The 16,476-nt window shown below is 49.4% G+C and carries 3 protein-coding genes; all 3 read right to left on the reverse strand.

What is annotated here, in order from left to right:
* Position 1: 1 nt before the first annotated feature.
* The 3 genes from AC0VYI_RS02150 to AC0VYI_RS02160 all read right to left on the reverse strand — a co-directional run bounded on the left by AC0VYI_RS02150 (position 2) and on the right by AC0VYI_RS02160 (position 16,466).
* Entirely contained in the window at positions 2-5,407 is a 5,406-nt protein-coding gene (locus AC0VYI_RS02150; RefSeq protein ID WP_475447030.1) for a non-ribosomal peptide synthetase, read from the reverse strand.
* The gene (locus AC0VYI_RS02155; RefSeq protein WP_475447032.1) at positions 5,404-16,200 is read right to left on the reverse strand and encodes an amino acid adenylation domain-containing protein; all 10,797 of its coding nucleotides are present in this window, start codon (positions 16,198-16,200) and stop codon (positions 5,404-5,406) included. The genes AC0VYI_RS02150 and AC0VYI_RS02155 overlap by 4 nt, the downstream gene beginning before the upstream one ends.
* A gap of 62 nt (positions 16,201-16,262) precedes the next feature.
* Positions 16,263-16,466: an MbtH family protein gene (locus AC0VYI_RS02160; protein ID WP_475447033.1), complete on the reverse strand. Its 204-nt coding sequence runs from the start codon at positions 16,464-16,466 to the stop codon at positions 16,263-16,265.
* Between the last annotated feature and the right edge of the window lie 10 nt (positions 16,467-16,476).

Raw genomic sequence — 16,476 nt, forward strand, 5'->3', positions numbered from 1 at the left:
TTTAGCGTTCGATAAATTCGCTTATAGACGCTCTCACTGCTTTGTGATGACGACGCATCCTATCTGTTGTTTGGCTAAGTATTTGTTTTAAATCATTAATAACCGCTTGGTGCTGGACGATACCAAGGTGATCTGTGTCGTAAACACGGTGATCCGCAAGAGAGTTTATCTTGCTCAGCTCTGCGGTTAACCAAGAAGCACGTTTATCAGGCTGCCCCGCCCAGAAAGTATGCACAGGGGTTGCGATAGATGGCAGTTGGTACCCTGAGCATAATGCTCTCATATGCTGCTCTACCGCCCAGCTATATAAGACTTGCCGCGCATTTTGCGTATCATGAAGTGAAAACTGATTCTCCGTTAGCCATTCGTCAAATAATGCTGGCCAGTGACTGGGAGGGGACTGGTCAAGCTTGAGCAGACAAGAGGCTTGCTGTGTGTCTGATAGTGTCCCTAGTAGCAACTCTAGGTGAGAAATAAGCTTGTGTTTGGCATGGGGGGACTGCCATTGATCATCTGCTATTTCCGTGCCTGGAACATAGCAATCTAATAAGCCGATAAACTCTATGGACTCTCCTTCCTGTTCGAGTCGCATGGCGATTTCTTGGCATAAAGCTCCGCCCAGTGACCAACCGATTAAGCTGTAGGGGCCTTGGGGTTGCCGTGCTCTAATGGTCGCCACGTAAACATCTGCCATATGTGAAAAAGAGCGGTCAAAACGGCCTGGATAAGCAAAGCTCTGAGACTGGATACCATAGACAGTTCGATGTCCTTCCAGAGCAATAGCCAATTTCTGATAACCAACGACTCGTCCAGTAACCGGGTGAATGCAAAAAACAGGTGGCTTCGAGTCCGTATTAAGTCTTTCTATTAAGCTTTGATCAGCCTGCACTGGCACAGGGGATTGCGCCAACTGTTTTATGTGTTGGTGAAGTTGATGGCGCCACTGATTCGCGAATCGCTGAACATCGGACTCATGGTAATGGGTTGTTGCGTATTCCCAAGTAGAGGACAGCCTGCCAGAGACAATCTGAGTGTTAATGACTAATGGGGTAAGCATTGTATTTTGCTCAGATTGAGCGGGTCCGCCGCCTTCAAATGGCTGGCACCAATGGGCAAAATCCTGATGAGAATATTGGCCCAAATAGTTGAACGTCAGCAAGGCATTGGGAGACGGTTGGTCAGGTTCTAGATAGCGTGCGCCAAAACTGATGCCGCCATCTTCGCGTATTGTGCTGAGTTGCTGTTCAATGGCTTCGCTGTCTTGATTAGCATGAAGAATCATCGGGTACAAACTGGTCATCCAGCCAACAAGGCGGCTTAAGTCTAACTCACCAAAGACCGACGCCTCTCGACCGTGACCTTCTAAATAAAGCGGTAACGCCGTTTGGTTATTGGTGAGCGAGGTGACAGGTAAGGCGGCTAACAGGGTGCTGATAATGTCTTTCGTTGAGGTGAGTAATGCCGCTGTGTCTTGCTCGCTGAGTGTAATGGTGAGGCTGTGTTTGTCGACATAACACGCCGGTGGCGTCGTTGGCAAAAGGGCGTGGGATGCGTCGACAACCGTTTGCCAATAGGCTTGTTTTTGCTGATAGTCGACGGAAGCCCGCCACTCATGAAGTCGGGCGACGGCCATGTCCAAGCTGGCATAATTAGTGGGTAAGACAACGGCTTGATCACTCACGATTTGTTGGTAAGCCGTCCATAAATCGTCGAGCAGAATACGCCAGGAAACCCCATCTACGGCCATATGATGGATGACCACAATAAGCCTTTTGCTCATATCCGATAGGGTGACAAGCCCCGCTTGCAATAATTTTCCGGACGCTAAATTGAGGCTGGTTTGTAGACGGTGAGCGATGTCTGCAAATTCGGCTTCGTCGGCCGCTTGGGCTTGCCAGAGCAGATTGCTTGAAACAAAGGGCTGGTAGGCTTGTTGGTAGCTCCTCTCCGTTTTAGAAAAAGCCAAACGAAGGCTAGGGTGATGTTCGACTAAGGCATTGAGCGCGAGATTTAGGGCGTTTGTGTCCATTTCCTGTTTCAAGGTGACACAGACATGTTGATTCCAGTGGTTAGGTTGGGCAAAGTCTTGGGCTAAAAAATGGGCCTGTATGGGCATCAAATCAAAGGCATGCTGAGGTAGTGCTCTCTCTTGTGCTTGCTGAACGCGGGTCATTGTCTTGGCCAGATCACATAATACCGGATTGGCAAAGATGTCTTTTGGTGTCAGGCTAAATCCGCTTAATTTCAGTTTGCTGACCAGTTGCAAGCAGAGGATAGAATCGCCCCCGAGGGCAAAAAAATGGCTGGTTCGACTGACCTTCTCGATGCCCAATAGCTCTTGCCAGAGAGTCGTCAGTAAGGTTTCTTGAGGCTTGATGGGGGCGGCATAGGATGTCTCTGGGGATATGTGGCTGGGAGCAGGCAGTGCTTGGCGGTCTATTTTCCCGGCCGGTGTGAGAGGCAGATGATCCAGTACCATGAGTTGTGCAGGCAGCATATAATCTGGAACCTGTTGCGCCAGTTTTGCTAGCAGCGCCTGTTGGTCACATTGTGTAGCGTGGCGCCCATGAAGGTAACCAACAAGTTGGTTTTGCCATAGGGCAACCAAACAGGTTTCGACACCGGATAATTGCTGTAAGCGGCTCTCGATTTCGCCTAATTCAATTCTAAAACCACGGATTTTTACTTGCTGGTCGAGGCGTCCTAGGTATTCCATTACTCCATCATCACGCCAACGCACCAAATCCCCCGTGCGATACATACGTTCTCCGTTAGCGGTAAATGGGTCCGGTAAGAAACGTTCGCTGGTTTGTTCTGGTTGATGTAAATAACCGCGGGCTAAACCCGTTTCATCGCCAATATAGAGTTCACCCGCTTCGCCTAATGGCACAGGGTTTAACTGCTCATCCAGGACGTACAAACGGCGGGAGCCAACCGGCTCTCCGATGGGCGCATAGGCCGTGGGAAAGGAATCCCCTGGGTAGGCGCGCCAGATCAAAGGGGTAACCACGGTTTCCGTGGGCCCATAACCATTGATGATACGTGGTGGGCGAACTAAGGTTTGCAGCCTCTCATAGGTTTCGCGGGTAAACGCCTCCCCGCCTAATGTCCAAGAGCGCACGGCCAATGTTGGCTGGGTGGCTTCTATCCAATCCAATAATGGGGCCACATAGCTTGGTGGGAAGCAGGCGATGGTGACGCCTTCTTCTTGCAGCACACGACATGTTTTTTCCGCACTCCATAGGGCTTGATCGCGGATGATTAATTTGGCGCCAAAAGCCAGTGGAACCGTCCAGCGTTCTACCGCGCCATCAAAGCTGATGGAAGCAAAGTGCAGTTCGATATCATCTGGAGTCATCCCATATTGTTTGCCGATGGTTTGTACATGCATGCTTAAGCCATCATGGGCAATGGCAACACCTTTGGGTTTGCCCGTTGAGCCGGAGGTATAAATAATATACGCCAGTTGCTCAGGATAAAGTGTCAGGGCGGGAGCGGTGGTATTTTGTTGGCTCAGGTCCAGTTCATCAACCGCTAACAACTGGATCGTTTGTTGAGTAATAGCGCGGTTTATTTGGTGCCAGCGAGCGGTGAGCGTTTGATGAGAAAGGAGGTACTTGGCACCTGAATCTTCGATCATGTAAGCCAGTCGTTCCGTGGGGTAGTCTGGATCTAGGGGTAAGAAAGCACCGCCTGCTTTCATAATTGCGATCATGGCGATAATCATATTACCACCACGCTCAAATAAAACCCCCACGGGTTCATCTTGGCGGATGCCTAGTCCTATTAAATAGTGAGCTAGTTGGTTGGCGTGAGATTCCAGCTCGGCGAAGGTGTATTGTGTCCCAGATTGTTTTAGCGCAATCGCATTCGGGCGCACTGCTGCCTGTTTAGCGATCAAGCTCGTAATGGGGGCAAACTGCCATGAGCCATTTGGTTGAGCCAGTGCATTGATGCGTTTGATGTCCTCCTTGCTCAGTAGATTGATTCTCGCCAAGGGGAGCGGTAGGTTTTCTTCTAGGGTGTTAGTGAGACGCTCTAGCATCTGGAATAGTTGCGTCATGTCTTGCTGTGCAATACGGTCTTTGGCATAGGTGAGAATGACACGGGTATGGTCAGCGTGTTCACGAATGTCTAAGGCCACATCGAACAAGGCAAAGAGACCTGGCTGGTGGATGGGTTTTATGGTCACCTCTGGTGACAGCTGTGCGTTGGTTTGGGCCACCATTTGATGGTTAAACAGTACCTGAAAGAAAGGGGTTTCCCCTGATGCGCGTTCGGTTAATAAAGACGCGACAATCTGATCGAACGGTACTAATTGATGGTCCTGTGCTTGTAGCACTTTTTGATGGGCGGTTTGGATGCTATCCATCAAGGGGCTGCTTTGGGCGATGGTTTGCTTAATGACCAAGGTGTTGACGAAAAAGCCAATGACATCAGCGACTTCGGCCCGTTGTCGATTCGCTAGAGGGATACCAATGGAGATAGTTGGCTGTTTTGAAGCCTTGGTTAGGGCACTTTGCCACAGCCCTAACCAGAGACTGGACGTGGTGACAGACAACTGGCGCGCTATCTGCTTAAGGGTCTGATGCTGTCGTGCAGAGACCGTCAACTGGAGACTGTCTGCCAAACGGCGTTGATTAGGTGCTACTTCTCCCTGCCAAGCAAACAACTTTTCTGGCTGATGGGTGCCGATCTCTTGACGCCAAAAATCCAAATGTTCTTGATCTTTTCCTGCCTTTAACAGGGCCGTTTGCCAAATGGCATAATCTGCGTATTGGATATCCAGTGGGGTGAGCGCAATGGTCTGATAAGCCTTGATCAGGTCGCCCATAAAAATGTCTACAGACCAGCCATCGGACACAAGGTGGTGCATCACCAGATGTAATTGGTAGCGCTTTTCTTCGAGGCGGATGCTCTGAGCACGGATGGGTAAGCCGCGATAAAGGTCAAATGGCTTGCTTAAAAAGGCCTCGTTGGCTTGTTGTAAAGTGTGTTCATCTGCGCCTTGTTGATCCCAGCTTTCAATGCTGATGACCGGCTGGTTTTCAATAAATTGAAAGGTTTCTCCAGCTTCATTCTGAACAAATCGCGTACGCAGAGTATGATGCTTTTCCATCACCTTTAGCAGCGCATTATGCAGTTGCTTAAGATCCAGTGGCCCAGAAATCTCAAAACAGCCTCCCATATGGTAGGCGCTGTTGCCTGCATCTAACTGATAGATGTCCCACATCCGCTTTTGCGCGGGAGACAAAGGGATCAGTTTGGGCCTATCGCCCGCTACAATAGGCAGTGTTTCAAAGTTTAAGCCCTTGCTATCAAGAAGACGGATAAACTTGATTTGTTCTTGCTCACCAAGTTGTAAAAAGCGTTTCGCTAAGGCTGTTTTGTCATTTTTCGCAGTCATAAGTTATCCAAGTCGTCCATCAATGCCGCCATGACATCGAGTTCGTCCTGCTCCGATTGGTGTTGTGTTTGGTAGTGAGGCTCAAGGCTGTCGGTGAGTGCCTGTAAAGACGTGGCGGCAAAAAAGTCTTTTAAGGTCAGGGTGAGCCCCAGTTCTTGTTGCGTCAAAGCCACCACTTTGGTTGCCAATAGAGAGTGTCCGCCAAGGGCAAAGAAGTTGTCATCGAGCCCTACTTGTTCAACGCCCAGAATGGTTTGCCAGGTTTGGGCGAACCATTTTTCTAGTGCGGATTCTGGAGCGCGATAGCGCACTTGATTCCACTCTGGAGAAGGCAATGCTTTACGATCACGCTTGCCGCTTGGGGATAACGGCATCGCATCAAGGCCAATAAAGATGGCAGGCACCATGTAATCGGGTAAATGCTCGTAAAGATGACGTTTTACCTCCGCTTCCTGGTCTGTCGTCCAATCCTTGCACACCAAGTAAGCGACCAGTTGGGTATGGCCCTTATCCTGTTGCGAGCCAATTTGATAGTGGTAGGCGATTACGGCGGATTCATCGATTAGCCTATGTTGATTAAGTACCGCTTCTATTTCTTCCAATTCGATACGCAACCCGCGAATTTTGACTTGATGATCCAATCGATCAAGGTACTCCAAACGACCGTCAGGCATGCGCAAGACTTTATCGCCAGTGCGGTACATGCGAGAACCGGCTGCTCCCCAAGGGTTAGGGACAAAGCGCTCGGCGGTTAAATCAGCGCGGCCAAGGTATTCTCGTGCTAATCCATCGCCAGCCAAATAGAGTTCCCCTGGAATACCGATTGGAAGGGGATTCCAGCAGTCATCCAGCACATGCAGTTGCGTATTGCTGATCGGATAGCCAATGGGCGTGCGTCTGCCAAGCGGTTGCTGGCATTGCCAATAACTGACATCAATAGCCGCTTCGGTGGGGCCATATAAATTGTGAAGTTGACAGGTGGGCAGAGTCGTCAGCACTTTATCGACAGACTCCACGGGCAATGCCTCTCCACTGCAGATAATGCGTTTTAGGCTGCGGCAAAGGGTCATGTCTGTTTCGTTAGCAAAGGCGTGCAACATGGATGGCACAAAGTGAATGGTGGTGACGTCTTGCTCAATGATGGTGTGATGCAAGCGTTCTGGCTGACGATGAGTCTCAGGTGGGGCAATGGCAAGTCGGGCACCGACCATTAGAGGCCAGAAAAACTCCCAGACTGAGACATCAAAACTAAAAGGGGTTTTTTGTAAAACACAATCTTCTGCTGTCAGTGAGTATTCGCTTTGCATCCACTGTAGACGGTTTTGTAAGGCGGCTTGTGTGTTAACAACGCCTTTTGGTAACCCTGTGGAGCCTGAGGTGAAAATGACATATAACGCCAGATCTTGTTGCCAGTTAACACTGGGTGGCGTCAGACTTTCGGACGACGTATCGAGGCTATCGATTGTGACATAACGGCAATGGGATGAGGTAGGCCACTGGCTGAGGGTTGGCTCATCTGTTAGCAGTAAGGAGACCTCGGCCGCGTCGAGAATATAGCTGAGGCGCTCCTTAGGGTAACTAGGATCCAAGGGAACATAGGCTCCCCCTGCGCGGGTGATGGCGTGTAGGCCGATGACTAAGTCAATAGAGCGTGGCAGGCCAAGTCCGACACGGGTTTCTTCTTTGACGCCTTGCTGGCGTAGCCAGTTGGCCAGTTGGGTAACTTGACGATCAAAGTCACGATAGTTGAGTGTTTGGTTACCCATCGACAACGCGGTCGCATCGGGTGTGCGCTGGGCTTGTTGAATAATACTTAACGGTGGGGGTAACAGTTCCCCCCAATCCTTGTCAGTTGCATTGAATTGCTTAATGTATTGACCCTGTGAGGCATCCACCAAGGTTAGCTCGGCCAGCGTTTTTGGCTGACCATTGGCGACGCTTTCCAGTAGCAGGAACCAGTGTTCAATTAAGGATTGAGCAAAGGCTTCATCAAAAATGGGTGAGGCGTAGTTAACAAAGCCCATCCACTTCTCGTTGCCATCGATGGTATCCGTGAACTGTTGGATATCGAGGCTTAATTCAAGTTGAGCACCGACTACTCCAGGATCAAACAAGCCAATGTCTAAGCCATCGACATGCTGAAGAGCGGCTAGATCCATTTGTTGGAAATTGAAGCTGGTCTGATAAAGGGGATGATGCTGTATATTGCCCGCGACACCGAGCGCTTCCACAATGGCCTCAAAGGGAACATGCTGACGAGCCAGGGCCTGCTGGAAAAAGCCAGTGACTTGCTTGACTAAGTCCGAGAAGGTATCGGTGGCTTTGATATTAGCGGGAATCGTGAGACTGTTAATAAAGCAGCCTTGCATATCCTGTGTATCGGGTTGGTGTCGTCCCGCGACAGGAACCCCCACGCGAATGTCATGCTGACTTGTGTATTTGTGCATTAGTAAATGCCAAAGACTGAGCATCACGTTAAAGGTGGTTGTCTGATGAGCCGACGCAAGTGAACGGATGTGTGTGACTTGTTGCTCACTCAATACAAAATGATAGCGTCTGCCATGGACTTGCTTTGGGTCTCTTGGCACTTCACTGTGCAGGATGAGTGGTTCAATATCGGTTTTCAGTGCCTGAGTCCACCACAGAAGATCTTGTTTAGCTTGCGGTGTTTGCAGCCAATCCCGTTGCCAATAAGCGTAGTCAGCATAATCCAACGTCTTAAGGGAATCGATATTTGACTCAACACCTCTCGCTAGATCCTGATACAGGGTGAACCATTCCTTAATGAGCTGCTGTATGGAGAGGCCATCACTAATAATATGATGGAGGATCAAAAGCAGTTCGTGTTCGTTTGCATTGTGTTCGATAGCATACACTCGCATAAGGGGCGCTTGAGCAAAATCAAACGGCTCGCTTATCCAGTTTTTTCGTTGTGGTTCAAGGGCGGTAAACTCACTGGCTTGATGGTAGATAATAGGGACCTGCACCTCTTGGTGGATGGTCTGCATCAGCTCGCCTTCCACTTGAACAAAAGTGGTACGAAAAATTTCATGTTTGTTTACTAAGGACTGCAGCGCGAGAGCTAAACGTGCGCGATCAAGCGGGCCTGTCAGCTTGATGCCCAAAGGCATATGATAAGCAGAACTGTCGGGCATCAGCTCTTGAACAAACCATAAGCGCTTTTGTGCCGCACTGACTGGCATGTGGGATAACCGTGGAACCGCCTTCATAGCAAGGGCTTCGTTATGGGACTGACACTGTTTGGCCATTTCACTCAATATAGGTGCATCGAACACCGCTTGCAGGGGCAAGTGTATCTGATGATTTTGTTGTAAACGGCCGACCAATTGGGTCGCGAGCAGTGATTGACCACCAAGGGTAAAAAAGTCGTCATGTCGGCTAATCTTGTCGAGTGTTAGCAGGTGCTGCCATTCGCTGGCGAGTAAGGTTTCTACATCACCTTGAGGGGCAACAAAATCTTGGTGCGATGTCTCTATTTCTGGCTCTGGTAGGCGCTTTTTATCCACTTTGCTGGCGGGGGTGAGTGGCAAGGTGTCCAACACCATTAATTGAGAAGGCACCATATAATCTGGCAACGCGTACTTCATTTTCTGTAAAATGGCTTGGCTATCGAGAGAGGTAGCTTGGCTTTCGATATAGCCAACCAACCTTTTTCCTGTTGGTCCATCAAAGGCGACAACGGCACTACGGCGACTGCCGCTAAGTTGCTGCAAGCGGGATTCAATTTCTCCTAATTCAATGCGGAACCCACGGATTTTGATTTGATCGTCCGCTCTCCCCAAATATTCCATGACGCCGTCTTCGCGCCAGCGCACTAGGTCGCCAGTTCGATACATGCGTTCACCATATCGACTAAAGGGGTTGGGCATAAAACGCTCGGCGGTTAGCTCTGGGCGAGCGAGGTAGCCCCGCGCTAACCCTGTTTCGTCACCAATGTAGAGTTCCCCACAGACACCAGAAGGCACTGGGCGTAAGTCTTTATCCAGCACGAACAGATCGCGGGCGCCGACGGCTGTCCCAATAGGGGCATAGGCACTGACAAGTGGCGTATCCCTATAAGCTTGCCAGATTAATGGCGTAACAACGGTTTCTGTTGGACCGTAGCCATTAATAATACGTGGTGGTTGTAGAGTGTGTTGCAAAGCAAAATAAGTATCGCGAGTAAACGCCTCGCCACCCAATGTCCATGAGCGAACATGAAGTTGGGGTTTTGGGTTAGCCGCTTGTATCCATTCCAGTAAAGGGCCTACATAGCTAGGAGGGAAGCAGGCAATGGTGATGTGCTCTCTTTCTAGTACCTCGCAGGTTTCTTGGGCACTCCAGAGGGATTGATCACGAATCACTAGGGTAGAGCCAAATGCTAAAGGTGTGGCCCAACGCTCAATGGCACCGTCAAAGCTGATGGAAGCAAAATGCAGTTCTCTGTCTGAGGGTTGCATACCATAGCGCTGTCCTATGGTTTGCACATGCATGCTTAACCCTAATTGGCTGATACAGACGCCTTTTGGTTTACCTGTCGAGCCAGAGGTATAGATGACGTAAGCCAACTGGTCGGGTAAAAGCACGGGGTTTTCATTTAAAGAAGTGGTCAAATCAATGTTATTGAAACTTATAAGAGGCGTTTTTTCGGCTATACGCTGTGCTAATGATAAGGAAGATGGATCACTGATTAAGAGCGCGGTCTCACTGTCTTCGACCATATAGCGTAAACGGTCTTCTGGATAAGAGGGGTCAAGTGGTAGGAAGGCGGCTCCCGCCTTTAAAATGCCGATCATCGCGACCAACATTTCATTACTCCGTTGGAATAAGGCGCCAACAATACTGTCTTGATGAATACCTTGGGCAAGCAATTCTGCCGCCACGGCGTCACTTTGTTGGTCTAGCGCTTGGTAGGTTAATACCGTGGCTTGTTTTCCACCCGCTAGTAACGGATTGGCGACTAATGCTTGTTGGTTTAGCTGTTGCTCGGCTTGTTTGCGAAACAGCTCAGTAAATGGGATATAGTGCCAAGGCTCAGAGGGTTTTACATGCTTTTGTAATATGTTTTTTTGGGTGTTATCTAGCACATTAATGCTGTTAAGTGGCTGTGCTAAACCATGCACTAACTGCTCAAGATAATGACTTGTTGTCGCCTGTAATGACGCTATTTGTGTGGTACTAAAGCAAGCGGAATCATAAGCAAAGACAATGTCTAATTGTTCACTGGGCAACACGGCCAATGTAAGAGGGTAGTGGGTGAACTCATAGCTGTCTGGTTCACCGATAGTGAGTTCCCCTTGTTGAAAGAGGCTTTGATCCAATGGGTAGTTTTCGAATACCACCAAGGTGTCGAAAAGTGGCTCTCCGGCGAGGGGAGAGTACTGTTGTACTTGGGACAAGGCCGTGTGGCTAAATTCGCGCTGACTGCTGGTTTGATTTTGTATGGCGTTTAGCCAGTCTCGAATGGTCTGTTGCCAACAAATTCTATGAGTCACAGGAAGCGTATTAATAAAGAGCCCGACCATGGTATCGCTATGGGCGAGGGTGGTGGGGCGACCTGCTACCGTATTACCAAAAACGGGATTGTCTTGCCCTGTATAACGCTGCAGGGTCAGTAGCCAAGCGCCTTGAATTAAGGTGTTGAGTGTGAGCCCTGAGTGCTTAAGATCCTGTTGCCAGTTGGCCAGTGTGGTGGTGTCTATACTGATGCTACTACGCACATGACCTTGTTGCGGCTGGGGCTGACCATACACATTCGCCAGCAAAGTAGGGGTCTCAATATGGCTTAAAAAATCACGCCAGTAAGGTTCAACTGACGCTGTATTTTGTTGGCGGATCCAGCCGAGGTAGTCGGAAAAATCCTGTTGTACGGGGGGCAGAGTGTGACCGTGATACAGGCTAAAGAGTTCGGTTAATAACACACCAGTACTCCAACCATCCATGAGTAGATGATGGATGGTAAACACACATTGCAGTGTCTGATCTGTGGTTTGGATTAAATCGACCCGCCACAATGGTAGTGGTGCGCTAATGAGGTTTTGCTGTAAATCAAACCCCTGCTCAACAAGATGCTGTTGAATCTGTCTCAGGCGACATCCTTTTTGCTCCCGGGCATCTTGATAGGAACTTATCAGAGGCAGGCTTGACCAGACCAATAAGTGCGCTTGTCCCTCCACTTGGCTGATGGTCGAGCGCAGCATGGTGTGACGCTGCATAAGCTGTTGCCAGCAGGCTAATAGCTTATTCGGTTCTGCGCCATGAATCGGCAAGGTGATTTGGTTTACATAGGTGTGTTTATCCTCAGCAAGTTGTGAATGGAAATAGAGCCCTTGCTGTAAAGTGGATAAGGGCAGAATCTTTTCCGGCAACTGACCATCGGGCTGTGACAGAATTGCTTGGCTGATGGCGGTGAGTGACGCTTGGTTTAACGCTGTGCCTAGCGCATCCTGTTGGGTCAAAATAGCCGAGTGTTGCTGGCAATGCTGAGTAATGGCTTTGGTTGCCTGATCGAGATGTTGAATAAAACGTTCACTTTGTGACTCGCTAAATAACGGGTGATCCAGCTCAATATCAAACTCAATCCCTTGGTCTGTTTCTGAAATATTGACAGCGATGGCCGCATCGCTGATACCGTTGTCTGGTCGCCATAAACCAAACTCCTTGATAGGTAGGCCGGAGAGGTGATTTTGCGTTGCTCGACCAAGGTAGTTAAATAACACATCGATGCCGTCAGCATAGGACCATTCCCCTTGTAATATTCCAGCAGAATAACCAATTCCTCCCGCTGGTAGCGCTAAACTAAGGTCTTTAGTGTGGGCTAAGGTCGCGCTTAAATCGTCACTGATAAGGATTTTTTGCGGGAACAAAGCCGTATGCCAGTTAACGCTACGTGACAGATCAAGATGAAAAGCTTCCGCGAAACGGCCGTGACTTTCTTTATGGATTAGGAATGTTTTCTGTTGTTGATAGTGGCCTAACGCATGGGCGACGACGCACAGTAAACTGGTTTCCTTATTCAATCTGGCGAACCGCTGAGTGCTGGCAAACAAGCTTTGTGCCGAGCTGGAAGTGAGGTGCCATTGATGTTTACGGATTGCTCCCCGCTGTGTCGGAAACACGGGGGGGTAAACTTGCTCTGTCCAATAGCGGTGTTCTTGATCGGACCATGAATAGTCGTGCAGCGCTTGATACCAATCCCCTTGGTGGTGGGTTTTGGCGGGCAAATGGCTCGCTGTATTATGTAAGCTCCCTTGATAGAGGCTCATCAAGTCCTCTAACAATATCGGCCACGACAACGCATCGATTACCAAGTGATGGATCGCCAGTAAGGTATCACCACTTTCCAGATGGACACCTAAGGAGAGCAGCAACCCCGCGCTTGGGTCAATAGCCTGTTGTATGGCGTCACAATCGAGTGGCTGGTTTTGTATTTGTAAGGCGAATCTTCCTTGATCAAGGTAGGTGGCGGTTCGGCTGTCGTTGAATCTCAGTCGCAAGGCATCATGGTGCTCTAGCAGCTTTGTCACTGCCGTATTCAGAGCTTCTTGATGAACGGGCGTCGGCAGTTGAAAACGCGCAAACTGATTGCACAATGTCAGAGAATACTGTTCGACAAAGCGTGATTGCATCGGCAGCAAGGCGACCTTCCCTCTAAGAGGATGTTGTTGCACTGCTTTGGTTTGGTTATCAACAAGGCAATCGGCCATGTCTGACAACACAGGATGATCAAATACCTGTTTGGGGCTTAACATCAGCTGGTGCTGACGCAACTTGCCGACCAATTGTAAGGCACTAATGGAATCGCCACCGCAAGAGAAAAAGTGACTGTTAGCGCCAATAGCATGGGTCTTTAATATGTCTCGCCATAGCTCAGCCAATAATGTTTGCCGAGGTGTGGTCAATGGGCTGTTTGTGTCGTTCAGTTGTTCCCACTGAGGAGCGGGGAGCCGATTTCGATCAATTTTACCCACTGGCGTGATGGGGAATTGCTCTGCCATCATAATGTGAGAAGGCACCATGTAATCCGGTAACTGCTGAGCGAGTGCCGTTAACCATGGTGCCGAGTCTTGTTGGGTGTCATGCGTTTGCACATAGCCCACCAGCTTTTTCCCATTTGGCGAGTCATGGGCGACAACGGCACACCATTTTGCTTGGGATACGGTTTGTAGGCAGGACTCAATCTCCCCTAACTCAATACGAAAACCACGAATTTTGACTTGTTGATCCGCTCGACCAAAGTATTCAACAATGCCATTTTCATTAAAACGAACCAAGTCACCAGTGCGGTACATACGTTCGCCATTCGCTGCAAATGGATCAGGTAAAAAGCGCTCAGCGGTCAGGTCTGCTCGCTTCAAGTAGCCACGGGCAAGGCCCACCTCCATGCCAATGTAGAGTTCACCAATAACCCCAGCGGGTAAGCGTTGTAATTGGGCATCCAAAACATACAGTTGACGAGCACCAACAGCGGAACCAATGGGAGCGTAGGCACTGGTTAAGGTATCCTGTGGATAGGCTCGCCATATTAATGGGGTAACAATGGTTTCGGTTGGGCCATAGCCATTAATGATTCTAGGTGGGGCGATAACTCGTTGAATGCGTTCAAAAGTTTCCCGAGTGAAAGCTTCTCCACCTAAGGTAATCGAGCGTAATGTTAATGAGGGTTGAGTCTCTTCTATCCAGTCTAATAAAGGGCCGACATAGCTTGGTGGAAAACAGGCAATGGTTACTTTTTCGTTACATAAAACCTGTGTGGTTTGCTCTGGTGTCCAGAGCGTTTGATCACGAATGATGAGTCGAGCACCAAAGGCAAGGGGAACTGTCCAGCGCTCAAGGGCGCCATCAAAGCTGATTGAGGAAAAGTGCAACTCAGTGTCGTGTGGTGTCATACCATACTCTTGGCCAATGGTTTGCACATGCATGGTTAAGCCAAGATGATCGACGGCCACCCCTTTGGGCATACCCGTTGAGCCGGAAGTATAAATGACATAGGCCAAATGATGGGGGAGTAGGTTCGTGATGGGCGCTGTGTTGGCAAAGGCGTCTAAGGGGATGGACTCCAAGGCAATTACCGATTGTGTGGTGAGAGACTGAGCGCTTTCCATTAAAGACGTTTGCGTTAGCAGCAGCTGAGCGTCACTGTCTTCCAGCATAAAGCGCAAACGTTGTTCTGGGTAGTCAGGATCCAGCGGTAAAAAGGCGCCGCCCGCTTTGAGTATGCCGAGCAGGGTGACAAACAGAGCGAGGCCTCTTTCCATCATGACGCCAATCATGGTGTCGGGCACGACGCCTTCACTGATTAAATAGTGGGCTAATTGGTTGGCTTGTTCGTCAAGTTGACGGTAGGTCAAGGTTCGGTCGCCATGCTTCAAGGCAATATGATCGGGCTGAGAGGATGCCTGGCGGGCAAACAGATCATGAAACAGTGCCTTTTCCCACGGTGTGTCTGCTGTCGCTTGGGCATCGAACCAACGGTTTTCTTGCTTGCCCAGCGGGTTGATACTGGCTTTTGGGCGGTCTGGCTGGTGGCAGATTTGCTGAAGAATATGTTGGTAGCTGTCGATAAGGCGCTCAATAAATGCCCTAGAGAATTTTTCTTTGGCGTACACAAAACGCAAGGTCAGATCAGTATTGCTGATGGCATCCAGTACCAGTTCAAAGGGCGTTTCTACTACGGGAAACTCTTCGAATAACAATTGATAATCCCCTTGTTTGACAACCATTCCTTCCCCGTGGGTGCGGAAGTTAAAGGCATAACTGGGCAGGGCGTGTTGGCCACAGAGTTGTTCGGCTGAAAAGCTTGAAAAACCAAGGGATTGGGCCAATTTTTCGCGTACCTTTTGCGTGATCTCTCCCAGTGTGCTGGTGGCTTCTAAGGGTAGGCCAAGCAAGGCGTTGCGAACGTAGAAGCCCACCGTACGTCGGTTTTGACTGTTCCGGTTGAGTGTGGGGATCACCAACGATGGATGGGGGTGATTGCTATACACAGACAGGGTCAAAAGCAGAGCGCTTGATAGCAGTTCAAAGCGTGTGACACCAAGGGATTTGGCGGCGTCATTGAGACTCCCTAGTTGCGCGTCGCTCAAACCTTGTGTCACATGGCCAGCACGATAACAGACATCGCTAATAGGGGCTATGTTGGGTAGGGCAAGCGGCTCATCCGATAACAGTGCTAATGACTGCCATGCCGTGCGGGTAGTGTCTATGTCATTGTGATGGCTGTTCTTTTCCACGAAGGATAAATAATCCTCGCCATTGCGCGCAGGGGAGTGTTCACCAGCAAGGTAGGACAAGATCGATTTACAACACAGGGGTAATGACCAAGCGTCCATAATCAGATGGTGTGCGGCAATTAATACGGCAAACTTATCCTGACGTACCTGATAGATATGAAAACGAGTCAGTCGGCGGTGGGTGAGTTGATAAGGTTCAAGGTATCTTTGTTCGGCGTCTTGTTTTAGCCAATCCATTGGGTCGTCATGCTGTGTTAAGTCTGTTACGTCTATTGGTTGGGAAGTGATTAGACCTTCAGCGTCACTATAGTACTGGCGCGGGGTTCCCGTACTGTCATCCAGAATCATCGTCAGGGCTGGGTGGTCTTTTATCATCTGGTGTAAGGCGTGTTGCAGCCTATCAATACTCAGGCGAGGATCATCAAACCAAAGTAACCCACCAAGATTGTAAGCGGCGCTGTTCGGTTTTAATTGATGAAACATCCATAGGCGCTGTTGAGATGCGTAAAGAGAATGATATTGGCTGGATGTCGACGCGTTATAGAGATCGTCAGTTGGCATAATGACCACCTAATGGAGTAAAAAGAAAACACAATGGCATGGCGTTGGCTGTTTATTTATTTCTAGCTGGCTAAAGCATCTCTTAAATTTTTTGGTCGCATGTCTGTCCATGTTGCTTTGATGTGCGCAAGGCACTGCTCTTTATTGCCGACCACGCCGACTTCTTTCCAACCCGCTGGTACCGCATGGTAGGTTGGCCAAATGCTGTATTGTTCTTGATCATTGATGACGACGGTGAATTCTGTGTTTGGGTTATCAATACTCATAAAGTCCTCT

The organism is Marinomonas sp. 63XJN7_9_ISO-PGPR-S23-217 (assembly GCF_056173515.1).